The sequence below is a fragment of the Enterobacter cloacae complex sp. IR5459 genome (assembly GCF_049238005.1).
GTDB classification, from domain to species: domain Bacteria; phylum Pseudomonadota; class Gammaproteobacteria; order Enterobacterales; family Enterobacteriaceae; genus Enterobacter; species Enterobacter hormaechei_C.
Map to the genome: position 1 here is coordinate 20,511 of NZ_JBMKIG010000015.1, position 25,233 is coordinate 45,743.

The 25,233-nt window shown below is 50.1% G+C and carries 26 protein-coding genes and 3 tRNA genes; 18 read left to right on the plus strand and 11 right to left on the minus strand.

Features of this window, described 5'->3' with window-relative positions; translation table 11 throughout:
* Positions 1 to 57: 57 nt before the first annotated feature.
* Entirely contained in the window at positions 58 to 2,430 is a 2,373-nt protein-coding gene (locus ACOTX4_RS22625) for a hypothetical protein (protein ID WP_275146570.1), read from the plus strand.
* 39 nt (positions 2,431 to 2,469) lie between these two features.
* On the opposite strand, the gene ACOTX4_RS22630 is transcribed toward ACOTX4_RS22625, so the two are convergent.
* Genes ACOTX4_RS22630 through ACOTX4_RS22640 form a run of 3 tightly spaced genes read right to left on the minus strand, consistent with a single transcriptional unit; the run spans position 2,470 to position 5,188 of the window.
* Positions 2,470 to 3,915, minus strand: coding sequence for a glucosyltransferase domain-containing protein (locus ACOTX4_RS22630; RefSeq protein ID WP_045332695.1), 1,446 nt, complete (start codon positions 3,913 to 3,915; stop codon positions 2,470 to 2,472).
* Positions 3,912 to 4,829 carry a glycosyltransferase family 2 protein gene (locus tag ACOTX4_RS22635; protein WP_045332693.1) on the minus strand — a complete coding sequence of 306 codons (918 nt, stop codon included), beginning with the start codon at positions 4,827 to 4,829 and terminating at the stop codon, positions 3,912 to 3,914. The genes ACOTX4_RS22630 and ACOTX4_RS22635 overlap by 4 nt, the downstream gene beginning before the upstream one ends.
* Positions 4,826 to 5,188, minus strand: a complete 363-nt coding sequence (locus tag ACOTX4_RS22640; protein WP_045332692.1) for a GtrA family protein — start codon at positions 5,186 to 5,188, stop codon at positions 4,826 to 4,828. The genes ACOTX4_RS22635 and ACOTX4_RS22640 overlap by 4 nt, the downstream gene beginning before the upstream one ends.
* A 112-nt stretch (positions 5,189 to 5,300) precedes the next feature.
* Between ACOTX4_RS22640 and ACOTX4_RS22645 the strand changes: the two genes are divergently transcribed.
* The 3 genes from ACOTX4_RS22645 to yedD all read left to right on the plus strand — a co-directional run bounded on the left by ACOTX4_RS22645 (position 5,301) and on the right by yedD (position 7,638).
* The gene (locus ACOTX4_RS22645) at positions 5,301 to 5,609 is read left to right on the plus strand and encodes a hypothetical protein (protein ID WP_234707572.1); all 309 of its coding nucleotides are present in this window, start codon (positions 5,301 to 5,303) and stop codon (positions 5,607 to 5,609) included.
* On the plus strand, positions 5,609 to 6,877 hold the full coding sequence (locus tag ACOTX4_RS22650) for a Y-family DNA polymerase (RefSeq protein ID WP_044704326.1): 1,269 nt from the start codon (positions 5,609 to 5,611) through the stop codon (positions 6,875 to 6,877). The genes ACOTX4_RS22645 and ACOTX4_RS22650 overlap by 1 nt, the downstream gene beginning before the upstream one ends.
* A 347-nt stretch (positions 6,878 to 7,224) precedes the next feature.
* On the plus strand, positions 7,225 to 7,638 hold the full coding sequence (yedD, locus tag ACOTX4_RS22655; protein WP_045332691.1) for a lipoprotein YedD: 414 nt from the start codon (positions 7,225 to 7,227) through the stop codon (positions 7,636 to 7,638).
* 445 nt (positions 7,639 to 8,083) lie between these two features.
* Here the strand turns inward: yedD and amyA are convergent, their stop codons facing one another.
* The 4 genes from amyA to fliD all read right to left on the minus strand — a co-directional run bounded on the left by amyA (position 8,084) and on the right by fliD (position 11,894).
* Positions 8,084 to 9,571 (minus strand): alpha-amylase, encoded by a 1,488-nt coding sequence (gene amyA / locus ACOTX4_RS22660; RefSeq protein ID WP_045329940.1) that lies wholly within the window; start codon positions 9,569 to 9,571, stop codon positions 8,084 to 8,086.
* 98 nt (positions 9,572 to 9,669) lie between these two features.
* The gene (gene fliT, locus ACOTX4_RS22665) at positions 9,670 to 10,041 is read right to left on the minus strand and encodes a flagella biosynthesis regulatory protein FliT (protein WP_003859615.1); all 372 of its coding nucleotides are present in this window, start codon (positions 10,039 to 10,041) and stop codon (positions 9,670 to 9,672) included.
* On the minus strand, positions 10,041 to 10,451 hold the full coding sequence (gene fliS / locus ACOTX4_RS22670) for a flagellar export chaperone FliS (protein WP_045329938.1): 411 nt from the start codon (positions 10,449 to 10,451) through the stop codon (positions 10,041 to 10,043). The genes fliT and fliS overlap by 1 nt, the downstream gene beginning before the upstream one ends.
* A 30-nt stretch (positions 10,452 to 10,481) precedes the next feature.
* Complete coding sequence (gene fliD / locus ACOTX4_RS22675; protein ID WP_023303920.1) at positions 10,482 to 11,894, minus strand: flagellar filament capping protein FliD; 1,413 nt, start codon at positions 11,892 to 11,894, stop codon at positions 10,482 to 10,484.
* Positions 11,895 to 12,163: 269 nt separating this feature from the next.
* Between fliD and ACOTX4_RS22680 the strand changes: the two genes are divergently transcribed.
* From ACOTX4_RS22680 to sdiA, 8 genes are all read left to right on the plus strand, one after another.
* Complete coding sequence (locus ACOTX4_RS22680; RefSeq protein WP_023303919.1) at positions 12,164 to 13,702, plus strand: flagellin; 1,539 nt, start codon at positions 12,164 to 12,166, stop codon at positions 13,700 to 13,702.
* A 163-nt stretch (positions 13,703 to 13,865) separates the two neighbouring features.
* Entirely contained in the window at positions 13,866 to 14,585 is a 720-nt protein-coding gene (locus tag ACOTX4_RS22685; RefSeq protein ID WP_003859623.1) for an RNA polymerase sigma factor FliA, read from the plus strand.
* A gap of 54 nt (positions 14,586 to 14,639) precedes the next feature.
* Entirely contained in the window at positions 14,640 to 15,191 is a 552-nt protein-coding gene (fliZ, locus tag ACOTX4_RS22690; protein WP_015570235.1) for a flagella biosynthesis regulatory protein FliZ, read from the plus strand.
* Positions 15,192 to 15,277: 86 nt separating this feature from the next.
* Positions 15,278 to 16,078: a cystine ABC transporter substrate-binding protein gene (gene tcyJ / locus ACOTX4_RS22695; RefSeq protein ID WP_003859627.1), complete on the plus strand. Its 801-nt coding sequence runs from the start codon at positions 15,278 to 15,280 to the stop codon at positions 16,076 to 16,078.
* Between the two features lie 103 nt (positions 16,079 to 16,181).
* Positions 16,182 to 17,168, plus strand: coding sequence for a D-cysteine desulfhydrase (gene dcyD / locus ACOTX4_RS22700; RefSeq protein ID WP_003859630.1), 987 nt, complete (start codon positions 16,182 to 16,184; stop codon positions 17,166 to 17,168).
* A gap of 21 nt (positions 17,169 to 17,189) precedes the next feature.
* Positions 17,190 to 17,858 (plus strand): cystine ABC transporter permease, encoded by a 669-nt coding sequence (gene tcyL, locus ACOTX4_RS22705; protein ID WP_003859632.1) that lies wholly within the window; start codon positions 17,190 to 17,192, stop codon positions 17,856 to 17,858.
* On the plus strand, positions 17,855 to 18,607 hold the full coding sequence (gene tcyN / locus ACOTX4_RS22710) for an L-cystine ABC transporter ATP-binding protein TcyN (RefSeq protein ID WP_003859634.1): 753 nt from the start codon (positions 17,855 to 17,857) through the stop codon (positions 18,605 to 18,607). The genes tcyL and tcyN overlap by 4 nt, the downstream gene beginning before the upstream one ends.
* Positions 18,608 to 18,830: 223 nt before the next feature.
* On the plus strand, positions 18,831 to 19,553 hold the full coding sequence (sdiA, locus tag ACOTX4_RS22715) for a transcriptional regulator SdiA (protein WP_003859639.1): 723 nt from the start codon (positions 18,831 to 18,833) through the stop codon (positions 19,551 to 19,553).
* Between the two features lie 64 nt (positions 19,554 to 19,617).
* Here sdiA and ACOTX4_RS22720 read toward each other — a convergent pair whose 3' ends face one another.
* On the minus strand, positions 19,618 to 19,842 hold the full coding sequence (locus ACOTX4_RS22720) for a DUF2594 family protein (protein WP_003859644.1): 225 nt from the start codon (positions 19,840 to 19,842) through the stop codon (positions 19,618 to 19,620).
* Complete coding sequence (locus ACOTX4_RS22725; protein WP_418235935.1) at positions 19,829 to 19,909, minus strand: hypothetical protein; 81 nt, start codon at positions 19,907 to 19,909, stop codon at positions 19,829 to 19,831. Before ACOTX4_RS22725 ends, ACOTX4_RS22720 begins: the two co-directional genes overlap by 14 nt.
* A 397-nt stretch (positions 19,910 to 20,306) precedes the next feature.
* On the opposite strand from ACOTX4_RS22725, the gene uvrY reads away from it, so the two are divergent.
* The 6 genes from uvrY to ACOTX4_RS22755 all read left to right on the plus strand — a co-directional run bounded on the left by uvrY (position 20,307) and on the right by ACOTX4_RS22755 (position 23,859).
* Positions 20,307 to 20,963 (plus strand): UvrY/SirA/GacA family response regulator transcription factor, encoded by a 657-nt coding sequence (gene uvrY / locus ACOTX4_RS22730; protein ID WP_003859647.1) that lies wholly within the window; start codon positions 20,307 to 20,309, stop codon positions 20,961 to 20,963.
* Positions 20,960 to 22,792, plus strand: coding sequence for an excinuclease ABC subunit UvrC (gene uvrC, locus ACOTX4_RS22735; protein ID WP_421635432.1), 1,833 nt, complete (start codon positions 20,960 to 20,962; stop codon positions 22,790 to 22,792). The genes uvrY and uvrC overlap by 4 nt, the downstream gene beginning before the upstream one ends.
* A 56-nt stretch (positions 22,793 to 22,848) precedes the next feature.
* Positions 22,849 to 23,397 carry a CDP-diacylglycerol--glycerol-3-phosphate 3-phosphatidyltransferase gene (gene pgsA, locus ACOTX4_RS22740; protein ID WP_003859652.1) on the plus strand — a complete coding sequence of 183 codons (549 nt, stop codon included), beginning with the start codon at positions 22,849 to 22,851 and terminating at the stop codon, positions 23,395 to 23,397.
* A 163-nt stretch (positions 23,398 to 23,560) separates the two neighbouring features.
* Positions 23,561 to 23,636 (plus strand) — tRNA-Gly (locus ACOTX4_RS22745).
* Positions 23,637 to 23,687: 51 nt separating this feature from the next.
* A tRNA-Cys gene (locus ACOTX4_RS22750) sits at positions 23,688 to 23,761 on the plus strand.
* Positions 23,762 to 23,772: 11 nt separating this feature from the next.
* Positions 23,773 to 23,859: transfer RNA gene (locus tag ACOTX4_RS22755), tRNA-Leu, on the plus strand.
* 126 nt (positions 23,860 to 23,985) lie between these two features.
* On the opposite strand, the gene ACOTX4_RS22760 is transcribed toward ACOTX4_RS22755, so the two are convergent.
* Together ACOTX4_RS22760 and ACOTX4_RS22765 are read right to left on the minus strand one after the other, a co-directional pair.
* Complete coding sequence (locus ACOTX4_RS22760; RefSeq protein ID WP_045345080.1) at positions 23,986 to 24,996, minus strand: tyrosine-type recombinase/integrase; 1,011 nt, start codon at positions 24,994 to 24,996, stop codon at positions 23,986 to 23,988.
* Positions 24,996 to 25,223, minus strand: coding sequence for a DUF4224 domain-containing protein (locus ACOTX4_RS22765; protein WP_059443606.1), 228 nt, complete (start codon positions 25,221 to 25,223; stop codon positions 24,996 to 24,998). The genes ACOTX4_RS22760 and ACOTX4_RS22765 overlap by 1 nt, the downstream gene beginning before the upstream one ends.
* Between the last annotated feature and the right edge of the window lie 10 nt (positions 25,224 to 25,233).

Here is a 25,233-nt window from a genome sequence, read left to right on the forward strand (position 1 = left end):
CCGCCCCCCCCGACAAACCTAACCCGGCCATCGCGCCGGGTTTTTTATGGAATAAATATGGCCACTACACCTACTAATCTGCCAGTACCGAGCGAATCCCCGCGTGATCTGAAGTTTAACGCAGGCAAAATCGACGAGTTCGTTACGTCAGAAAATCATGTTTATGTTGACAGGTTCGGCGATGAACATCGTACAATTGCGGGAATAAATTACGATGCGAATCAGGCAATTCTGAATTATGGCTATATCACGAAGGATTCTTTTGAAGATGGCAGCACCATTAGCCTTGCTAACGAGTGCCTGCGCTGGAAGAGCAACGGGGAATATTACAGATGGGACGGAACCCTCCCCAAAGTAGTTCCCCCAGGATCTACTCCCGATAGCACTGGCGGTATTGGTGACGGGAAGTGGGTCAGTGTTGGGGATGCCGCTTTAAGGACAGAGCTAAGCAACGGTAAATACCGCAGTGACGCATTAGCTGTAAAATATGTTCCAGGGGTCGTCATTGATAGCACGACTGATAACCGCGCAGCAGTATACGCTTACACAGGACAAATTTATGTTCCGAATGGTGTCCAGCTACGCTGTAATTTCCTGCCAGATGATGATGTAACCAAATTCACCGGTGAAGGGAAAATTCTTACTCGCGACCCATGGGGTAACGAGCATGTGTTTGACGTTTCACTGGCCACTCATGGCAGCAAATACACTGCATTCAACGTAATAAACCAGTTCGCTCGCCGCAATACGCAATGTCGTGTTGGTATCGTTGGTGACTCAATCACAGACGGAGCATACGGAACCGGGTGGGTTGCTAACCCAACGGATTCAAACGGGGACCTGTCTTCGACTAATTACGACCACAATAGCAATGGTGGCGCAGGTTCCTGGTTCCGTACCTTCACGGACTGGCTTAACCGTTTTACTAAAAATAACTCCTTCATTTTCAAAGCCGAGAACTGTGCATCATCAGGAAAGCGACTCATTGATGGCTGGGCTAATCGTAACTTTGACCATGGCTTTTTCAAAAACACTGCATACGGGAATGTTCCGCCAGACGTTTGCTTCATGTCCATGGGCGTTAACGATAACGGGCAACTAGATGCGTTAGGGTTCGATCAGTATTTGTTCCGCTTTGAGCAGTTTATTCGCAAGGCTTGGGGTTATGGATGTGCTGTCTGCGTTGTTTCAATGAACCAGAATGGCTCACAGTGGGCGGCGCTAGAAGCATCAATCAAGAAGCATATTGAACGCCTGTTCCCAGCGGTCGAGTTCCTTGATCTGTCTCAGCCAGTAACTGAGATGTACAGAGACCTCGGAAGCTATACGCTTGAAGATATTGCGCGGCGCCCGACAGATGGCACTTTTGATAACACGCATTTTGCTCCTCTGGGCCATCAATATATCGGCGCATATGCAGCAAAGGCTGTTATGCCGTATAGAGTCCACACTGCGAAAAAAGGGAATAACTTCGTACCAACAGTTGATAATGATATCCAGCCATTTGGTTTCCCGTCTGGTAGCACGTACAGCGTTGGTATGGAGCGGTTGAGTGGAAACACGTATCTAAATGGTTTAACTGGCTGGGGCGTGGTTTCCCCAGCTACTGAAAATTTAACCATACGATATTTTGTCTGGTGTGATACTTCTGATATATCAATGGTTATTTTTGAACCGTATAACCCAACATATGTTGCAACAGGTCGCGCAAACTCCATCTCTATCCGACAACAAGATAACCGTAATGCAGCATTCTTTTCGGGTAATATCGCGAGTAATGGCGTCTCATCGTTTACGAACAAACTCACCACTCGAACTGGAATCCTTAGAAAAGGACTGAATCAGATTGAGATTGTTTACGATGGTACACCGTCAAAAGTATACCCTCCCGCTCTGTTATTCAGAGGAGAGCTGAACGAATCATGTTCTCAGAACGCCTCTGTATTCCTGGCTGCAAATGCGATAAAGGGTGTTTACGGGCAGGTAAGAGATAAAGCAGATCTCTTATTAGCATATGGTGCAGAAACAGCAAATGATGAAGCACCTGATATGTATGGTGCCACTAAATCATCAAATGTTCAGAATGTTGTCTTGTCATCTTTGCCTGTTGATTGTGGTGTGGTTTTTTACTACAAACCCACGTCACAAAGTGGAGTTGTTGCCAAGCGAGTGGCGACTGGCATTGAGATCTCGACGATGCTTTTCGGCGCTCTTAGTGTTGTCGGCACATTGACTTGCGATGTGACAGGTGAGGTCACGCTTACAGCTGGCCTGTCTGGAACAAATCCGACCATTACAGTTAAGCCAACTAGTGGAGCGACCGTTACGCAACAAGTCGCTGGTTTCTCTGGAGGGAAGATTGGATTGATAAATAAAGGAACAAGCGGACAAACATTATCTGTTAGATCTACTTCGCATTATGTTCTTTAAAATTTGATCAGGGCGGAGAGGGGCGAAAGCCCCTCTTTTTTAACATTTATTTGTAAAGTCTAAAAGAACATCTTTTCTATCAGAAAAGACATCTACCGAACAAGAAGTAAATATCTTAACACCATTCGAAATAATCTTTTTCTTTAACTCTAAATTGTTATAGAACCTATTTTTGTATGTAATGTCATAGTAAGGAGCTACCGCTCCGATACCCCAAGTGCTTGAAAGATATTGCGGCATGATAGTTTTAAAGAATGGGTATTTTCTAAAGGCAACTTTAGTAGGAAGAGAAACTGGAGGCCATCCTGAAATATTAATGTTGTCAATGGTCTTTATGCCGTTTTGATGCAGCGCGGAAGATATTGAAGTCAGAATAACTGAATCAAATCTATTCTGATGCTTTATGGCATTGTTGAATGAATAGGATATGTTAATTGAGTTGGCTGCAAATATAACATATGCCAGATATGATATTTTTTTAAATCCTATTAGTTTGTGTGCCATGAAGAATACAAGGCATAGCGTTAAGCCAAGTGACATTAGCACGCGAGGCATAACATAGTCTGATTTTACGGCTAGAGAAAAACCAGAGAACATTATCAGTGAGAATGCAAAACTAACTACTAATAATATACGATCTTGTATTTTGTAATCACGTGAAAAAGCGTACCTGATTACACAAGCTACTGATATTGCCAAAGTAATTACTAAAGTAGCCTTAACAATAGAAGGCATTGAGCCTATCACAGGATCAAGATTGCGACTAAAAGCATCATGTAATCCGGTAAGAATTCCATTATCGAAATCAATAAACTGAGAATTTCTCAAGGCATATTCATTTGGCGGATAAATTTTTTGCACCACTTGGGTGTAAATCGTGAAACCGGCAACAAAAGAAATGGCATTTAATATCAATACCTTGATATACCCGCTCTCATGTTCAAGTATTTTTACAATAACAATAAAGGCTGTCATTGTAACAAAAAGAGCAGAAGAAGGCTGATACATTGACATGACAGAAGTTACTGCGACGATTTTCCAGACGACATCGATATAACTTCTATTGTAAAAGAAATATGCTGAAGCAATCGCAACTACTATAGACGCACCCATGGTGGCACTATCAAATGAAAATACTGCATTACCTATAAACATAGGATTTAAAAATATTAGCGATGCGAATGCTGATGAGAAATATGAAGGTCTGTTAGATGATATGGCCCTTGAAATTATAATGGCGGATATTATCATGCACACCATAGCAAGGATAAAGGATAGAGGAGACACATCAGTTATCATATCCCCTAAATTTAACGCCTTCATTAGTACTGTTGTTAGCGGTCGGCTATCTTTATCCCAATAGCTCGGATCTCCAGAAACAGCCCTATATAAGTCGTCCTTAAATAATTCAGCATTCAACAAAAATGGAAGGCTGAATAAAGCGGCTAGCAAAAATATAAGTTTATCTGACTTATGAAATCTCATTTTTTTCCCTTAAGAATATATCTCGGTCTTTTTTTAACTTCTACATAGATTCTGCCAATATACTCACCAAGAACTCCTACCCCGATTAACTGTATGCCACCAAGGAAAAGTACAGAAACCAGCAATGAAGGATATCCGCGTACTGCATTTCCGAATACCAGCGTGTCGAAAATCATCCATGCACCATATAGGAACGCAGCGCCGGCAACGAAAAGGCCGATGTAAGTCCACATGCGTAGTGGGAAGGTAGAAAAGCTTGTGATCCCTTCAAGTGCAAGGTTCCACAGCTTCCAGCCATTAAATTTCGTGCTGCCAGCAACCCGTTCTGCGCGAGCATATTCGACAACATCAGTACGACCACCGACCCAGCTAAGAACACCCTTCATGAACAGATTGCGTTCTGGCATTAGCTTAATGTTTTCCACTACCTCGCGAGACATCAGACGGAAGTCGCCAACGTTTTCTTCGATCTTTGGATTGCTGATTTTGTTGTGCAGCTTATAGAACCACTCAGCGGTCTTTCGTTTCAGGCGCCCGTCAGTAGAGCGGTCAGATCGCTTAGCCAGAACCATATCGGCCCCAGCCTGCCATTTCTCTATCAGGTGCGGAATGACTTCGATAGGGTCTTGCAAGTCAACGTCAATAGGGATAATTGCTTCACCGGTGGCGTGATCAAGACCAGCGAATAGCGCAGGCTCTTTCCCAAAGTTGCGAGTGAACGACAGCGGAACAACAAGAGGATCGGCAACGGCAAGTGCGTAAATAATAGATTCTGTGGAGTCCTTGCTGCCGTCATTTATGAAGACGATCTCAACTTCATGCTGCTTGAGCCCTTCAAATTCCCGCACCGTTTTATAAAAAATAGGTATTGCGTCTTCTTCGTTGAAGACGGGTACAACCAAAGAAATCTTCATTTCGCATCCCTAAAGACAATGAACTTTGAGTAAACAAAACCTGCTATGAGACTAAACGCGGAGAACCCAACAAGGGTCACAATCGGAGGAGCCCCTATAACATCTGCAATGTAGCCGGTTAATGCGGCCATAAGCCCCATGAACGCAACAAATGCTATGTATCGACTTGAAGTTGCCTGAGCATTAAAAGTCCATTTTGCATTTGCAAAGAAGCTGAAGGTAACAGCAATGCAAAATGCTATTACGTTAGCCAGAGCTTGCCCGACGGCAAAAAAATGAAGTAGAGCACCAAAGCATAACCAATGTAAGGCAGTGTTAATTACGCCAACTGAAACATAACGACTAAATATCTTTAACATTATAAAAATCAGCAAATTCGGAAAGGTCTGAAGTTTAGCATCACTGTGAAACTTGATCGACCCTCATATTTGACGATACTGTATATGCATACAGTTATTTTGTGAGGTGATTATGCCATGCACAGCAGACATTCATGCCGCCATGGTTGCGGCTCCGGAGCCATTCATTCCTCCATCTGCCAACATTGTCGAAACGCAGGACGGCTACGATGTCATTGAGTACTCATCGCTGTTTAAGCGCGGAGACACCTTACTCATTTGGTTTTGCGGCAGACAGCAGCACGCATATTGGGCCGGTGATGCGCTAATCACTGATGACGGCGAGGCCATAGAGGGCGAGGCATTAGATGATGTTCGCTTTGTTGGTGTGGTGACTCATACCATTATCCCGGTGTGGGTAGACGACAATCCGGTGATGTGATGTTTGCCCTGGTTGATGTGAACTCATTTTATGCCAGCTGCGAGACGGTGTTCAGACCCGATCTGCGCGGGCGGCCGGTTGTCGTTCTGTCGAATAATGACGGGTGCGTAATAGCGCGTAGCGCAGAAGCAAAGGCTGCCGGGATAGCGATGGGTGAGCCGTTCTTCAAGCAGAAGGAATTGTTCCGGCGCGCTGGTGTTGTTTGCTTCAGCAGCAACTACGAGCTCTATGCAGATATGTCCAGCCGGGTAATGACCACGCTGGAAGAAATGAGCCCCCGCGTGGAAATTTACAGCATAGACGAAGCCTTTTGCGACCTGACTGGCGTAAGAAACTGCCGGGACCTGACTGAATTTGGGAAAGAGATCCGCGCGACTATTTTACAGCGGACGCATCTTACAGTCGGAGTCGGCATAGCCCAGACCAAGACGCTGGCGAAGCTGGCTAACCATGCTGCGAAAAAATGGCAACGGCAGACCGGCGGGGTGGTTGACCTCTCAAACGTCGACCGGCAGAGGAGGCTACTGGCGCTTGTTCCTGTGGAGGATGTCTGGGGCGTTGGTCGGCGCATCAGCAAGAAACTGAACGCTATGGGCATCAAAACAGCACTGGACCTCTCAGAGCAGAGCACGTGGATTATCCGAAAACACTTTAACGTTGTGCTGGAGCGAACCGTCCGGGAGCTGCGCGGCGAGCCATGTCTGGATCTGGAGGAGTTCGCCCCGGTAAAGCAGGAAATTGTATGCAGCCGATCGTTTGGCGAACGCATTACAGACTATGAGCAGATGAGGCAGGCTATTTGCAGCTATGCGGCCCGTGGTGCTGAGAAGCTACGTGGTGAGCATCAGTACTGCCGTTTTATCTCCGCTTTCGTCAAGACCTCTCCATTTGCCCTTAATGAGCCGTATTACGGAAACAGCGCATCGGTAAGGCTGCTCACGCCAACGCAGGACAGCAGAGACATCATCAACGCCGCGGTAAAGTGTCTGGACAAAATATGGAAGGACGGTCACCGGTACCAGAAAGCGGGTGTCATGCTGGGCGACTTCTTCAGCCAGGGCGTGGCCCAGCTCAATCTGTTCGACGACAGTGCGCCTCGAGCTGGTAGCGAGAAGTTAATGGAAGTGCTGGATCACCTGAATGCAAAGGACGGAAAGGGCACGCTCTATTTTGCCGGGCAGGGTATACAGCAGCAGTGGCAGATGAAGCGTGAAATGCTGTCGCCTCGATACACTACGAGATTTTCAGATTTGCTTGTTGTCCGATAAAAGAGGTGCGCACCTGATAAATCTTACAATCGGATCGGTGGTGATTATGCTGATGGTATGGGAAGGCGTAAAGCGGCAAGTTGCGAAACTGGAAGGAGCTACGCAAAGTTTAGCGGTGGGGCATGGGTGGGGCACAAAACAGCACTCGTTCTAAGGCGAACTTAGACGACTGATGTTTTTGACGACTATAACCATCTGTTATTTGGTGCGCTCTTGGACGATCTTTGTCGATTAATAAAAATGTATGCTCATGTCATGGGGATGCAGGTGTAAACCTTCCAATCTTACGCTGGCAGCCTGATGGCTTTAATGCCACAATATTTTTTTCTTCGCATGCAGGAAAGATGATGAAAAAAGTAGCAATTGTGGCTGCAATGCTGACGTTAGCGGGATGCGTTCAGGTCGAAAACTATCAGGAAGTGGTTAAGCATCCGGCACCTTCGCATCTGGCAGGTTACTGGCAGTCGAAAGGGCCGCAGAGCGCGATGGTGAGCCCGGAGGCGATTGCCACGCTGGTGGTGACGCCAGAGGGGGATACGCTGGATTGCCGTCAGTGGCAGCGCGTTATCGCGGTGCCGGGTAAGATCATGCTGCGTTCAGATGATTATTATAACGTGACGCGTAAGCTGGATGTCTATCCGCTGGAGCGTGATGGGGCGGCGCTGGAGTATGACGGTATGGAACTGTACAAGGTTGACCGTCCAACGGTGGAATGCGCAGATTACCTGAGTAAGAATCCGCTGGAGAGTAAGCTTCCGTAACTTTTAACCCGAAGCAAAAAACTTGTTTGAGAACGACTGAAGGCTTTCAGCGATGCTCTGGTCCGGCTGTAAATCGCTGAGGCGTTTCCTGTAGGCCGGGGCGAGGCGCAGGGATGCGCCGAGAGGGCGGGCTTTACAGGGATGTTACCTCCGCCCGTCCCCGATAAGCCGGAAGGAATAAGCCGAAGGCACCGCGAAGCGGCGATTTTCCGCCGGAAGCCCGGGTCGCCAGGGTGGTGGCGACTGAGCCACCCTGGCACGTTCACCGGTTATGTTGTGACAGAGTAGCAAGGAACATAACGTGAACGGAATGACCACCAGAGCCGTATGTTCCCCCTCACCCCAGCCCTCTCCCTCAAGGGAGAGGGGGCCGTCTGTGCAGACATTATTTTGTGAGGATGGCGTACGCTTCGGGAGCGGGTCCGCAGACCGCACTGTTCCAGCCCTACAGCGCGTCCTCAATCACCCAGACGCTGACGCTTCCCCCGTTACAGAAGAACGTCCCTTCGCCATCCGCCGCCGTGGTCACGGTTTCCTCGCGGTTGCCTAAAAAATCACGCCAGGTCTTATTGCCGTAATTTTCCCCGAGGCAGATCGTCTTCTCGCCGTCATCACCATTCGACAGCACCACCACACAGCCCGGGTGCTCCTCAGTCCCGCTGCGGCTGAACGCAATACAGTTTGGATGATCGAAAAACAGCGTCTGCACGCCGTGGGCAAAACGCTGCCGGGCGAGGATAAGCTCGTGGAGTTGTTCAATCACCGGCATATCGATGTGATACGTCTCGCCATCCCCGCCGGTGTCGTCATAGCTGGCGCCAAAAAGATCCGGGTAGAACACGCTCGGCACGCCGTTTTCACGCAGCAGGATGAGCGCGTAGGCCAGCGGTTTGAACCAGGCTTCAACTGGGGCTTCCAGCGCCTGCAAGGGTTGGGTGTCGTGGTTGGCAACCAGCGTCACGGCATGGAACGGATCGGCTTCCACCAGCGTACCGGTGAAAATCTGGCTCATATCGTAGTCGCGTCCCTGGCGTGACGCTTCGTGAAATTTCATTTGCAGCGGCGCATCAAACAGCATCGTTTTGCCGTCCACCTGATTGATGTAGTGCTGCAATTTATCCACTTCGTGAGACCAGTATTCCGCCACAATAAACAGCGGCTGCGGGGCCACCTCCTGGACGTGCTCAATCCACTCTTTATAGAACCAGGCCGGGATGTGTTTTACCGCGTCCAGGCGGAAGCCGTCGCAGTGGGTTTGCTCCATCACCCAGCGCGCCCAGTATTTGATCTCCTCCGTCACCGCATGGTTGCGAAAATCAATATTTTCACCCATCAGGTAATCGAAATTGCCCATCTCATCGTCGACCTGATCGTTCCAGCCTTCGCCGGTGTAGTCGTTGACGATTTTGAAGATACCGTCCTCATTGGGGTTTTCAATGTGGTCGATACCGCTAAAGCATTTGTAATCCCAAATGAACTGCGAATACTGGCCGGCCCGAGCGGGGAAGGTGTAGCGCGTCCAGGCTTCGCATTCGATGATCTCATCGCTGATTTGGGTGCGATCCTGCGCATCCACGCGCTGCACGCGGACGGGTTCCTTCTCATCGGCCCCCATTTTGTGGTTGACCACCACGTCCAGAAGCACCGCAATCTGGTTACTTTTTAAGGCGTTGATGGCCTCCAGCAACTGGGCTTTATCGCCGTATTTGGTGGCGACGCTGCCTTTCTGGTCAAACTCACCGAGGTCGAAAAGGTCATAAGAGTCATACCCGACGGAATAGCCGCCGGATGCCCCTTTGTAGGCCGGCGGTAACCAGACCATATTGATGCCGATTTCGTTCAGGTTGGGGGCTAATGCCGTGACTTCTCGCCACAGTTCACCGCCGGTGGGGTAGTACCAGTGAAAACATTGTAAAAGTGTTGGGTTGCGCATGCACCATCTCCATGAGGTCGCGAAACTCAAGTATGGAGCAGGTTTGGCAGAAATGCCTGGCGAACGAAACGGTTAACGTTTGCCCGCCAGTTAAATGGCTAATTGATATCGCTATTACTTTGCGGAACCAGGACATGACCGCCCTGGTTACCGTAGGTGGAGAGAACGGTTTTCTGGATGGAGGATTGACCAACCAGCTTCGCCAGTTCATCCATTCTGGCTTGCAGCAACGTTTTTACCTGGCCTTCGTTGTCCAGGATCACCCGCAGCGTCGGGCGAAGCTGCTCCTGAATCTGCGTCGAAGGTTCACTTTCCTGAGTGAGACGAGCCAGTGAGTGCACCGCATTAACATAGTCGGTTTCACAGATGATCAGATCATCCCATAGTCCCTGCCGGGCCAGTCGCAACATCAACTGGCTCTGCTCAAGGAGTTGCTGATAAAGGGCATAAAGTTGCGGTGCGTTACTCATTAGACGGCGTCCTGGACAAGAGTTGGTATACCTGCAGCCTCCTTCCAGCCATCCGCAATATTGCGCAGTAAATTTTCCACCTCTTCGATGGCACTGGCATCATTGCGAAGGTTGGCCTGAAGCAGGCGACGAACCATATAGGCATAGAGAGCGATCAGGTTTTGTGTTAACTCGTCTTTACTCTCTTCATCCAATCCGACCTTCAGGCCATTTTCGATGATATTAATCGCTTTGGAGAGCGCCTGCCCTTTTGCCGGGATATTACCGTCTGCAAGGAACAGACGCGCACGTACCAGTGCGCTGAGGGCTCCGTCAAATAGCATGATAACCAACTGCTGCTGGCTGGCGCTCATCACCGCGCTTTCAACTTCTATCTTTGCGTAGGCTTGTGTGCCTTTTGCGCCGTACATGTTATCCCCCTCGGGTCTGATTAACTGTTACTACTTGTTGGAAGACGTATTTTCGAACTGCTGTGTCAGGTAACTGCTGGTGTTGTTTAGTGATGTCATCATTACATCCAACTGGGTAAATTGAGCTTTGTACCGTGCGACAGTGTTATCAATTCGCTCGCTAACAGCATTGTATTGAGCCGTCAAATTGTTCAGTGTTTTGCTTACGCCATCCTTCGCTGCCTGGATAATGCCTTTAGTTGATAGCCAGTCAGTCAGATTGGTTGCCATTGCAGTAGTGATACCGGTTTTTTTGCCATCACCGACGATGAGTTCTTTGACGCCTGATGAATCTTTGCTGAGTGCAGTTTCAAGCTTGGTGTTATCTAGTTCAAGTTTCCCTGTGCTTGGGTTACTGGTAATACCAATTTGTGAAAGTGACTTAATGTTTGATGTACTTGCAGAATTACTCAGCATGCTTTTAAGCTGTGTCTGGATTGTACGCAAAGTTGTGTCACCAAGTAGTGCACCATTACTTGTGTCTTGCGCATCACTTCCGGCATCAACGGCTGTGTATTTTGTTAATGAGGCGAAGGTATCCTGAAGCGAGTTATAAGCATCTACCCAAGCTTTGATAGCTGTTTCAGCTTTGGATGCATCTTTGGCAATAGTAATTGTTTGATTATCTTTCGTAACATTGTTTAGATTAAGCGTGATGTCTTCCAGAGCATCACTGATGGTGTTGCTACTGTTTTCAATATCAACGTTATTGATCTTCAGTTTTGCATTTTGAGCCGTTACGCTCTCTGTCATGCCGTTACTGGCATCATCGCTGGTACCGTTGTAACCCAAAAAGCTTTTGAGTGTGCTATCACCGCTAACGCTAATACTGACCGCGTTATTTGCCCCTGTTTCAGTTGAGGTCACAGAAAGGCGATACTGCCCATTCCCAACATTAATGATACTTGCTGACACACCCGCATTAGCTTTGTTGATTGCATCGCGGAGCCCAGTTAAGGAAGAGTTTCCTGCACTGATATCAATGGATACCGGATCTTTACCATTCCCCGGAGTAAAGGTGATCTTACTGTCTGTTGATGCGATTGCCGTTTTGGTGTCGGGTTGGGTGTTTTTAGTTGTCAGCGTTTGCGCCTGAGCAAGCTGAGAAATGCTGATGGTGTATTTGCCCGGAATGGCGCTGCCTGTTGTGGTTGCACTGAATGCGTCACTACTGCTCGTCGTAGTTGTAGCCGTAAATAAATCAGCTTTGTTTAACGCTGTATTTGCGGTTTGAAACGCTTCCAAAGAACTTTTCAACGTGCCGTATGCACTCAGCTTGGCTGTATAGGATGTCTGCTGTTTTGAGATCGGCGTTAGCTGGGCTTTTTCCGCTGCAGTCAGGCTATCCAGAATGTCTGCCAACTTAAGGCCAGAACCGATTCCCAATGATGAAATACTTGCCATATTTATTCCTTAATCTATCGACACGTAGAACGAATAGTGGGGTTATCGGCCTCAATGGGGGAAAGTTTACGGTTAATTTCTTTTTTTTAATGGCGGGAATAGCGGTAATAGAGAAGAGCTTTTCCGTGGCTAAAAAAATTATCGCGATCCTGAAAAAATATCTAAAGGTTGGTTTGGACCAGACGATAACACCTTTGACGGCGATGAAGCCGAAGGGTGGAAACCCAAATCTAACCAAACAGATTTGATGAACAACAGGAATCGAAATCATGGCACAAGTCATTAATACCAACAGCCTCTCGCTGATCACTCAGAACAATATCAACAAGAACCAGTCCGCTCTGTCTTCTTCTATCGAGCGTCTGTCTTCTGGTCTGCGTATCAACAGCGCGAAAGATGACGCTGCGGGCCAGGCTATCGCTAACCGCTTCACCTCTAACATCAAAGGTCTGACTCAGGCTGCACGTAACGCTAACGACGGTATCTCTCTGGCGCAGACCACTGAAGGCGCGCTGTCTGAAATCAACAACAACCTTCAGCGTGTTCGTGAACTGACCGTTCAGGCAACAACCGGTACTAACTCTGATTCTGACCTGTCTTCAATCCAGGACGAAATCAAATCCCGTCTATCTGAAATTGACCGCGTATCTGGTCAGACTCAGTTTAACGGCGTGAACGTTCTCGCTAAAGATGGCACCATGAAAATCCAAGTTGGTGCGAATGATGGTGAGACCATCAGTATTGATCTCAAGCAAATTGACGCGAAAACATTGGGCCTCTCTGGCTTCAATGTTGACGGTGCTCAGAAAGTTACCGCTGGTACGTTGATCGCTGACTTTGGTGCAACTGGTACTGATAACTATTCAGTAACTTCTGGCGGTACAACTTCAACTTATCATGTTGATGTTAAAACTGGCGCTGTAACTGATGATGCAGCTACACCTGCTGCGCAGTATATCGATGCTGCAACTGGTAACTTGACAGGTGCTTCCAAGACAACCAACACTGCGGCTATTGATACCACTGACAATACGCAAGCACAGGCAATTGCTGCATTGGCTGCTGGCAAGGCTGATGGCGCGAAAATCAATTATAATGGTGTTGATCTTACACTTGTGGGTGCAGCTGACGCTAACGGCAACGCAACCCTGAAAGCAAACGTTGATGGTAAAGATGTAACGCTCAAAGTTGGTACTTCTACCGCACCTGCAGGTACTGGCGCAACCTTCACTACGACTGATTCAATTTATACCGATGCGGCATCTGGTCAATTGACTACAGCTGCATCAACGGCTAACCGTGAAGCCAAGCTGTCTGACCTTGACCTCCAAGGGGCCACTAAAACCGGTAGCACACTCAAAATTAATGGCAAGCAGTACGACGTGGATTCAACTGGAAATGTAACTTCACTGTTTACTGACCCTGCTAACCCAACGGGTCCACAGATTTCAGAAGATGTTTATCTTGGTAAGACGGCAGCTGGTGCAACAACTCTGATCAGTGCTGATGCTGCAAAATCTCAACAGTCTACTAATGATCCACTGAAAGCATTGGATGATGCTATCGCTCAGGTAGACAAATTCCGTTCTTCACTGGGTGCTATCCAGAACCGTCTGGATTCTGCTGTAACCAACCTGAACAACACCACCACCAACCTGTCTGAAGCGCAGTCCCGTATTCAGGACGCCGACTATGCGACCGAAGTGTCCAACATGTCTAAAGCGCAAATCGTTCAGCAGGCCGGTAACTCCGTGTTGGCCAAAGCTAACCAGGTTCCTCAGCAGGTTCTGTCTCTGCTGCAAGGCTAATCGCCTGATTAAGCTCAAACCCCGCTTCGGCGGGGTTTTTTCTGTCCGCATTTACGCGTAACCCCCCAAATAACCCCTCATTTCACCCACTATTCACCCGATTAAAACCCCTCCAGAATCGGATAATCATGCCGATAACTCAACTAACGCAGGGCTGTTTATCGTGAATTCACTCTATACCGCTGAAGGTGTAATGGATAAACACTCGCTGTGGCAGCGTTATGTTCCGCTGGTGCGTCACGAAGCATTGCGCCTCCAGGTGCGTTTGCCGGCGAGCGTGGAACTGGACGATCTGCTACAGGCGGGCGGTATCGGGTTATTGAATGCAGTTGACCGGTACGACGCTCTGCAAGGAACGGCATTTACGACTTACGCAGTGCAGCGTATTCGTGGTGCGATGCTGGACGAGCTGCGCAGCCGCGACTGGGTGCCGCGCAGCGTTCGCCGCAACGCGCGCGAAGTGGCGCATGCGATGGGGCAGCTGGAACAGGAGCTGGGGCGCAACGCGACGGAAACCGAAGTAGCGGAGCGTCTGGGCATTCCTGTTGAAGAGTATCGCCAGATGTTGCTCGATACCAATAACAGCCAACTCTTCTCTTATGATGAGTGGCGCGAAGAGCATGGCGATAGCATCGAGCTGGTGACCGATGAACATCAGCAAGAAAACCCGTTACACCATTTACTGGAAGGGAATTTACGCCAGCGCGTGATGGAAGCGATCGAAGCTTTACCGGAACGTGAGCAACTGGTGTTAACCCTCTATTACCAGGAAGAGCTCAATCTCAAAGAGATTGGTGCCGTGCTGGAGGTGGGCGAGTCACGGGTGAGCCAGCTGCACAGCCAGGCCATTAAACGCCTGCGCACAAAACTGGGTAAGTTATAGGTGAGTCATTCGCCTTGGAAATGCCGCACAACGTATTGACAACCAGGAGTTATCATGACGGTGCAGCAATCTAAAAGACGGCCTTTAAGCCGCTACCTGAAAGACTTTAAACACAGCCAGACGCATTGCGCCCACTGTAAAAAATTACTCGACCGCATCACGCTGGTTCGTCGCGGTGAAATCGTGAATAAGATTGCGATTTCCCGCCTCGATACGCTGATGGATGAAGCCGCCTGGCTTGAAGAGCAAAAAGAGTGGGTAGCGCTTTGCCGTTTCTGTGGCGATCTCCATTGCAAAGAGCAAAGCGACTTCTTCGATATTATCGGCTTCAAGCAGTTCCTGTTTGAACAAACGGAGATGAGTCACGGCACCGTGCGTGAATACGTGGTTCGCCTGCGCCGCCTGGGTCAGCATTTGACCATGCAAAATATCTCCCGCGATCTGCTGACGACCGGATACCTGGATGAAAATCTGGAGCCCTGGCTGCCCGCCACCAGTACCAACAATTACCGCATCGCGCTGCGAAAGTATGCACAATATAAAGTCCAGATGCCGGGCGTCATAAAGCAGAAAGTCCGCGCCGGAACAACTTCTGATATATATTAAAAAAGAATAAGATGTAGCGCAGCCGCCTTTGACGTTGCAGGCGATTTCTCTACACTACTCAAAAATTCCACTGTATCGGAGTACTTATGAAATTAGCACTTCTGGGTCGTCAGGCGCTGATGGGGATGATGGCCGTTGCGCTGGTCGCGGGGATGAGCGTGAAAACGTTCGCGGCAGAGAATCTGCTCAACAAAGTTAAAGAGCGCGGCACGCTGCTGGTTGGGCTGGAAGGAACCTATCCTCCGTTCAGCTTCCAGGGCGACGACGGTAAGCTGACCGGTTTTGAAGTGGAGTTTGCGCAGGAGCTGGCAAAACACCTCGGTGTTAAAGCCTCCCTGAAACCCACCAAATGGGATGGGATGCTGGCGTCACTGGACTCCAAACGTATTGACGTGGTGATTAACCAGGTAACCATTTCTGACGAACGTAAGAAGAAGTATGACTTCTCCACGCCGTACACCGTGTCCGGTATTCAGGCGCTGGTGAAGAAAGGTAACGAAGGCAGCATCAAGTCCGCAGCGGATCTGAAAGGTAAGAAAGTCGGCGTCGGTCTGGGCACCAACTACGAAGAGTGGCTGCGCCAGAACGTGCAGGGCGTGGACATCCGTACCTACGATGATGACCCGACGAAATACCAGGATCTGCGCGTAGGCCGTATCGACGCCATTCTGGTGGACCGCCTGGCAGCGCTGGATCTGGTGAAGAAAACCAACAATACCCTGGCTGTCGCGGGTGATGCGTTCTCCCGTCAGGAGTCCGGCGTGGCGGTGCGTAAGGGTAACGAAGATCTGCTGAAAGCCATCGATGGTGCCATTGCTGAGATGCAGAAAGACGGTAGCCTGAAAGCGCTTTCTGAGAAGTGGTTCGGCGCAGACGTGACGAAATAAGTCGCTGACTGACAAAAAAAGGCGCTTTTAAAAGCGCCTTTTTTATTTCTCGCGCGTCTGCGTGCATAATGAAATAACAATTGTTTGCGTGACCGGAGGAACCATGTCACTACAGAATTTAACGCGCTTTCCCCGTCTGGAATTTATCGGCGCACCCACGCCGCTGGAGTTTCTCCCGAGATTTTCTGACTATCTGGGGCGCGATATATTCATTAAGCGTGACGATGTGACGCCCATGGCGATGGGCGGAAATAAGCTGCGCAAGCTGGAATTTCTCGCCGCCGATGCCCTGCGCGAAGGCGCGGACACGCTGATCACCGCCGGGGCAATTCAGTCTAACCACGTTCGCCAGACGGCGGCAGTGGCGGCAAAGCTGGGGCTCCACTGCGTAGCCCTGCTGGAGAACCCGATCGGGACGCAGGCAGAGAATTACCTGACTAACGGTAACCGTCTGCTGCTGGATCTGTTCAACGTGCAGGTTGAAATGGTCGACGCGTTGACCGACCCGGCAGCACAGCTCGACGAGCTGGCGACGCGTCTGGAAGCGCAGGGTTTTCGTCCGTACGTGATCCCGGTTGGCGGCTCGAATGCGCTGGGTGCCCTCGGCTATGTTGAGAGCGCGCTGGAAATCGCTCAGCAGTGCGAAGGCGCGGTAAGTTTATCCTCGGTGGTGGTGGCGTCCGGCAGTGCGGGGACCCATGCCGGTTTAGCGGTCGGGCTTGAGCAGCTGATGCCGGAGGTCGAGCTGATTGGCGTGACGGTTTCCAGAAGCGTTGCGGACCAAAAGCCGAAAGTCGTCACCCTGCAACAGGCGGTGGCTGAACAGCTTGCGCTTCAGGCGAAGGCGGAAATATTGCTGTGGGATGACTATTTCGCGCCGGGCTATGGCACCCCCAATGATGAAGGGATGGAGGCCGTTAAGCTGCTGGCCCGTCTCGAAGGTATTCTGCTTGACCCGGTCTATACCGGTAAGGCAATGGCGGGCCTGATCGACGGCATCGCCCGGAAGCGCTTTAAGGATGAAGGACCTATTTTGTTTGTTCATACTGGCGGAGCGCCTGCGCTGTTTGCCTATCATCCTCATGTCTAAAAATCAGGTAGAAAAATAATAATGCAAGAAAGTATTCAACTGGTTATTGATTCGCTGCCGTTCTTGCTTAAAGGCGCGGTGTTTACTTTACAGCTCAGTATCGGCGGGATGTTCTTCGGGCTGGTGCTCGGGTTTGTGCTGGCACTGATGCGCATGTCCAACATCTGGCCGGTGCGATGGCTGGCGCGGTTTTACATCTCCGTGTTCCGCGGAACGCCGCTTATCGCCCAGCTGTTTATGATTTACTACGGGCTGCCACAGTTCGGTATCGAGCTGGATCCGATCCCGGCGGCGATGATTGGCCTGTCGCTGAATACAGCGGCGTACACCTCTGAAACGCTGCGTGCGGCGATCTCCTCCATCGATAAAGGGCAGTGGGAAGCGGCGGCCAGTATCGGGATGACCCCGTGGCAGACGCTGCGCCGGGCGATCCTGCCCCAGGCGGCGCGCGTGGCGCTGCCGCCGCTGAGCAACAGCTTTATCAGCCTGGTGAAAGACACCTCCCTTGCGGCGACCATTCAGGTGCCGGAGCTGTTCCGTCAGGCGCAGCTGATCACCTCGCGTACGCTGGAAGTGTTTACTATGTATCTGGCGGCCTCGCTGATTTACTGGGTGATGGCGACGGTGCTGTCCGCTCTGCAAAACTATTTTGAAAACCAGCTTAACCGCCAGGAGCGTGATCCAAAATGAGTGCAATTGACGTCAAAAACCTGGTGAAAAAATTCCACGGGCAAACGGTGCTGCATGGCATTGATCTTGAGGTTGAGCAGGGCGAAGTGGTGGCAATTATCGGCCCGAGCGGGTCAGGCAAAACCACGCTGCTGCGCAGCATCAATTTACTGGAGCAGCCCGAAGGCGGGACGATCCGCGTGGGTGATATCACCATTGATACCGGGAAACCTATCAGCCAGCAAAAAGGGCTGATTCGCCGCCTGCGCCAGCATGTCGGCTTCGTGTTCCAGAGCTTTAATCTCTTCCCGCACCGCACGGTGCTGGAAAACATTATTGAAGGGCCGGTCATCGTCAAGGGGGAACCTAAGGAAGACGCCACGGTCCGCGCCCGCGAGCTGCTGGCGAAGGTTGGCCTGGCAGGGAAGGAGACGAGCTATCCGCGTCGCTTATCTGGCGGGCAGCAGCAGCGTGTCGCCATTGCGCGCGCGCTGGCGATGCGCCCTGATGTGATCCTGTTTGACGAACCCACATCCGCGCTCGATCCTGAGCTGGTCGGGGAAGTGCTGAACACCATCCGACAGCTGGCGCAGGAGAAACGCACGATGGTGATTGTGACGCATGAAATGAGCTTCGCCCGCGACGTTGCCGATCGGGCTATTTTCATGGATCAGGGCAGAATAGTTGAGCAGGGGCCAGCTAAAGCGCTGTTTGCCAATCCGCAGCAGCCACGTACCCGTCAGTTCCTTGAAAAATTCTTAATGCAGTAGCATTTTAGCGTTCAATTTGCTCCAGATGCCGCTTCTGGAGCAAATTATCCTCCCTTAAACTCCGTTCTGTTGCTTTTTTATTCCGCCTGAAGTGGATAAGCCATCGCCAAATTAAAGATAATCTGCCTGTGGCCGATATTTTATATAAATAATCATGCTAAATGTGTTAGGTTATATTCACCATAATAATGATTATCTTTATCAGAGGCTTCATTCGGCAAGTATGAGGGATATAGACTTTTTCACCTGGCGACGGGAATGCGTCCTCCGGTTTCAGCAAATGACCTGTGCTGACGAGGTATATCAGGAACTTCAGCGACAAACGCAGGCGCTTGAATTCGATTATTATGCGCTTTGTGTTCGACACCCTGTGCCATTTACCCGCCCGCGAACATCCGTCCATTCCAGTTATCCGCAACAATGGATGGCGCAATATCAATCCGAAAATTATTTCGCCATTGACCCGGTACTGAAGCCGGAGAATTTCATTCAGGGACATTTGCCCTGGACGGATGAATTATTCACGGATGCCCAGCAATTATGGGACGGCGCGCGGGATCACGGTTTACGCAAGGGAATAACGCAGTGTCTGATGATGCCAAATCATGCGCTCGGTTTCCTTTCCGTGTCATGTACCAGCTTACAGGCACACTCGATATCCAGTGAAGAAGTTGAGCTGCGTTTACAAATGCTGGTCCAGATGGCGCTCACTACGCTGTTGCGCTTTGAACATGAGACGGTGATGCCGCCTGAAATGAAATTCAGCAAGCGTGAACGGGAAATTCTGAAGTGGACCGCAGAAGGGAAGACGTCGGCAGAAATCGCCATCATTCTTTCCATCTCGGAAAATACCGTCAATTTCCACCAGAAGAATATGCAGAAGAAATTCAACGCACCGAATAAGATCCAGATAGCGTGTTATGCCGCGGCGACGGGGCTTATCTGACTGATATCACGTTCTGCGTGTCAGACGAGAAAACGGCTGAATGCTTTGCATCCAGCCGTTTTTGTTACTGGCGGTAGGCTTGTTTAATTTGCTTAACCGTATTGGCAAAAACAGCGGATTCCGCCTGGTCTTCCATCTGCGCGATCTGTTTTTCCATTTTAATGATCACACGACCAGCATCAGCCTGGCCCATCGCCTGTAGCATAAGCGTCAGCAGCGACTTCAGGCAGTTTACTTCCTGTGCCAGTTCCTGGTTATTCTCGGCAGTGGCAAATTCAGGTGTGCTCATTTATTTTCCTCATTATAAAACAGCGCATGAGCGCGACGATGAAAGTTAAGGCGGCGGAGTATACCACAAGCTATGGCAAAAAATGCAGTGGTTGTTTTTTATACTTGTCGCGCCGCGATTATTGGTCGACGCGGATTATGAAGGTACTCTGTCCAATATGTTAGCGGCAATTAAATGTTTATCCCCGGTTCGTCATTCGTTAATTGTTGTTACAAAAAATCGCGCGCTCTTTTTCGTTTGAGTTAACAACTGTTTTAGTAACTTTTTGAATATCGATGCTAGAAAATAGCGGTAAAAGCCCAGCGGACAAGGGTTTTCTTTCCACTTGCTGTACAGCCTAATTTCCAAAAACGAGACCAGAATCGTATAGCCGATTTTTTAGCGTTTTAATCTTGCATGGAAAACCGTTAATATAAACCCAATTAGCAGTCAGTAGCGTTATCCCTATTCTGGAGACATTTCCTTTGATCAACGTCCTTCTTGTTGATGACCACGAACTGGTGCGCGCAGGGATACGACGCATTCTTGAAGATATAAAGGGTATTAAAGTTGCCGGCGAGGCGTGCTGTGGCGAAGATGCCGTCAAATGGTGTCGCGCTAACTCCGCAGACGTGGTGCTGATGGATATGAACATGCCCGGTATTGGCGGGCTTGAAGCCACGCGCAAAATCGCGCGCATGTTCGTTGATACCAAAGTTATCATGCTGACCGTCCATACCGAAAATCCGCTGCCTGCCAGGGTTATGCAGGCGGGTGCTGCCGGGTATCTCAGTAAAGGCGCCGCGCCGCAGGAAGTTGTCAATGCGATCCGCACCGTATACGCCGGGCAGCGTTACATCGCTTCTGATATTGCTCAACAGATGGCTCTGAGTCAGATTGAACCGGAAAAAACGGAATCTCCGTTTGCCAGTTTGTCTGAGCGCGAATTGCAGATTATGCTGATGATCACTAAAGGTCAGAAGGTGAATGAGATCTCAGAGCAGTTGAATCTCAGCCCGAAAACGGTCAACAGCTATCGCTATCGGATGTTCAGTAAATTGAACATTCACGGTGATGTCGAACTGACTCACCTGGCCATTCGCCATGGTTTGTGCAATGCGGAGTCGTTAATAAGTCAGTGAGTGAAGCGTTCGATTCAAAAGCATTTCTAAAAACCGTCACCAGCCAGCCGGGCGTCTACCGAATGTACGACGCTGGCGGTACGGTTATCTATGTCGGTAAGGCAAAAGATCTGAAAAAACGCCTTTCCAGCTATTTCCGCAGCAACCTTGCCTCCCGTAAAACCGAAGCGCTGGTCGCACTTATACACAACATTGATGTCACCGTAACGCATACGGAAACGGAAGCGCTGCTGCTTGAGCACAACTATATCAAGCTGTATCAGCCGCGCTACAACGTCCTGCTGCGTGATGATAAGTCCTACCCGTTTATCTTCCTGAGCGGTGATACCCATCCTCGCCTGGCGATGCATCGTGGCGCTAATCATGCGAAGGGTGAATACTTTGGCCCTTTCCCGAACGGTTATGCCGTACGCGAAACGCTGGCGCTGTTGCAAAAAATCTTCCCCGTTCGCCAGTGTGAAAACAGCGTCTACCGCAACCGTTCCCGGCCGTGCCTGCAATATCAGATTGGCCGCTGCCTGGGGCCGTGCGTTGAAGGGCTGGTAAGCGAAGAAGAGTACGCGCAGCAGGTGGAATATGTCCGCCTGTTTTTAGCCGGGAAAGACGATCAGGTGCTGACGCAACTGATTACTCGTATGGAAAAAGCCAGCGCGGCGCTGGAATTTGAAGAGGCCGCACGCATCCGCGACCAGATCCAGGCGGTGCGCAGGGTGACCGAGAAGCAGTTTGTTTCTAATACGGGCGACGACCTCGATGTTATCGGCGTAGCCTTTGACGCCGGTCTGGCCTGCGTTCACGTGCTGTTTATTCGTCAGGGTAAAGTGCTCGGCAGCCGCAGCTACTTCCCGAAAGTGCCTGGCGGCACCGAGCTGGGTGAAGTGGTGGAGACTTTCGTCGGCCAGTTTTATTTGCAGGGCAGCCAGATGCGTACGCTGCCCTCGGAGATCCTTCTAGACTTCACGCTCGACGATAAAACCCTGCTGGCGGAATCGCTTTCAGAGCTGGCAGGCCGCCGGGTGAATGTCCAGACGAAACCGCGGGGCGATCGCGCACGTTATCTGAAGCTGGCGCGAACCAATGCCGCCACGGCGCTGACCACCAAACTGTCCCAGCAGTCGACCGTCAGCCAGCGTTTAACCGCCCTTGCTACGCTGCTCAAGCTGCCGGAAGTGAAACGCATGGAATGCTTCGACATCAGCCATACGATGGGTGAGCAGACCGTGGCGTCGTGTGTGGTCTTTGATGCGAATGGCCCCCTGCGGGCAGAGTATCGTCGCTATAACATCACCGGCATTACGCCCGGTGACGATTATGCCGCCATGAACCAGGTGCTGCGCCGTCGCTATGGTAAAGCGATTGAAGAGAGCAAAATCCCGGACGTTATCCTTATCGACGGCGGGAAAGGGCAGTTGGGGCAGGCGAAGGCGGTATTCGAATCGCTCGACGTAGAGTGGGACAAGAACCATCCGCTGCTGCTAGGGGTAGCGAAGGGGGCAGATCGTAAGGCTGGCCTGGAAACGCTGTTCTTTGAGCCGGAAGGCGAGGGCTTTAGCCTGCCGCCGGATTCCCCTGCGCTGCACGTGATCCAGCATATTCGCGATGAGTCGCACGATCATGCCATCAGCGGGCACCGTAAAAAACGGGCGAAAGTGAAAAATACCAGTACCCTTGAGACGATTGAAGGCGTCGGGCCAAAACGTCGCCAGATGCTGTTGAAGTATATGGGCGGATTGCAAGGATTACTCAACGCCAGTATGGAAGAAATTGCAAAAGTGCCGGGTATTTCGCAAGGGCTGGCAGAAAAGATCTACTACTCGTTGAAACATTGAGGGCTCTGTAGCAACATAGAGCTAAATTTTACTGACAACAGACAGTTACCGTCATCATGCGATTTAATATCCCTACGTTGCTCACTCTCTTTCGCGTTGTGCTCATTCCGTTCTTCGTCCTGGCATTTTACCTGCCGGTCGTCTGGGCGCCTTTTGCCTGTGCGCTTATTTTCCTGATCGCTGCCGTGACGGACTGGTTTGACGGTTATCTGGCGCGTCGCTGGAACCAGAGCACCCGCTTTGGCGCATTCCTCGATCCGGTTGCGGATAAGGTGATGGTAGCAATCGCGATGGTGCTGGTGGCGGAACATTATCATACCTGGTGGGTGACGCTGCCTGCCGCGACCATGATTGGACGTGAGATTATTATCTCTGCCCTGCGCGAGTGGATGGCGGAGCTGGGTAAACGCAGCAGCGTGGCGGTGTCCTGGATTGGGAAAGTTAAAACCACTGCGCAGATGGCGGCGCTGGTGTGGATGCTGTGGCGTCCGAATGCCTGGGTTGAGTGGGCCGGCATTGGTCTGCTGTGGGTTGCGGCGGTGCTGACATTGTGGTCAATGCTGCAATATTTGAACGCTGCGCGCGGTGATTTGCTTGAACAGTGATCGTTTCGGCTTAATTTTCAGCAAACGGTCCTGAGATGCAAAAAATAACGTTGACTCATAACGTCATATCAGTAGAATGCAACGCATCGAACGGCGGCACAGTTAGCCGGACGATAATGAAATCAAGTGGTTAGGAAGTCGTTAAATAGTTACTTGATGACATGCGGGAATAGCTCAGTTGGTAGAGCACGACCTTGCCAAGGTCGGGGTCGCGAGTTCGAGTCTCGTTTCCCGCTCCAGATTAAAGCATCGGCAGTTTGCGGGTGCAGGTCGAAAGACAACAGATTTAAGGCGCGTTAGCAAAGCGGTTATGTAGCGGATTGCAAATCCGTCTAGTCCGGTTCGACTCCGGAACGCGCCTCCACTTTCTTCCCTGGCCGGATGGTGGAATCGGTAGACACAAGGGATTTAAAATCCCTCGGCGTTCGCGCTGTGTGGGTTCAAGTCCCACTCCGGCTACCATGGGAAAACTTGAATAAAATCAATGATAAGCAGTGTCGTATAAACCACCGAGAGGTGGTTTTTTATTGTCTATTTTTCGCCATTCGCCATTGTTTCGCCATTCGACTTCGCCAGAGAAAGAGGGCATTACTGCCCCCCAACCACCGGCACTACAGATATTTTTCGGTTATATCTTGCTGTCTGCGAAGCATTTTTGTGGCCTGAGATTTCCTGTTTCTCATGCAGCGTTCCTTCCAGATCAGATATCCCTTTAGCTTTCAGATCATGGAACGTGAAGTTAAATTCGAGCTCAGGAAATTTTTCTGCGGCTAACTTTTTCGCCTTCATCCACTGAGCATTAAAGGCATCACGCGTATAACGAGAACCAGACTGCTGGTGGATCACGTAAAGGCTCACCATGCCAGTATTTAACGGAAGGGAATCGGCTAGGGTGATCGCATTTGATAGACGCACTGTCCACGCCTTAATCTGACTCACTGCCGTCTTACTTTGCTGAATTAGAATCCCTTCATCCAGTATCTGACTCTTTTTAAGATCCAGAATATCTCCTTGGCGTGCGCAGCATAAATAGGCCAACTCCATAGCAATTTTCACCGGCACCGACGAAACACTGAATAGTGCATCATATTCTTTGTCCGTCACGTACCGTGTGCGCGCCTGCTCTTTAAACTGCTTTACGCCTTGGCATGGATTCATTTTCACTTTGCCGCGCTCATATGCCCACCTGAACACCCTCGACATAAAGGCTTTCTCTCGGTTCGCCTGAACTCTGCTCTTAACCCCCCTCTTGTCCATATACTTTCTGATGTGCTCTGGCTTGATGTTTTCTGGTTTCATTTTGCCGAAAACGACATTTACCTTTGAACCATATTTCCGGTAATCCTTTCTGGTTTCTGTTGCCAGCTCATGGAAATCACCAGAGTTAAAAAACTCTTCGCATAGAGCATGGAAGTTGGAACCAACCTTGATATCGTTGATGAAGTTTTCATAGGCAGCCCAGACCTGAGACTTGGTAAGATCGCGATTGCACAATCTCACAGTTCTGCCGTCTGGCGTTCTGAACTCATAGGCTGATTTGCCCCGGCGAACGCGGGGCGGCATCCAGTTATCTTCTGGGTTTTTGCGGATTCTAGGCATTACATGTCCTTAAAGTTTGGTTCTTCTTCCTCTGGATTGTTCACTACCAGCTTCAGTCCAGCAGGATTAGTTACATGATCCCATGTAGTTCCCGGCCTGCCGTCTTTTCGTGGTACAAAAAATACACCGCTTTCTTTCAGCGCTTTGCACTGAAGGGAGGGGCGGCGATAACCAGTAAGCTGATAGAGGTCATCAGGGGTAAGAAAACGTTGGCTTTGTCCGCTCATCGTATAGCTC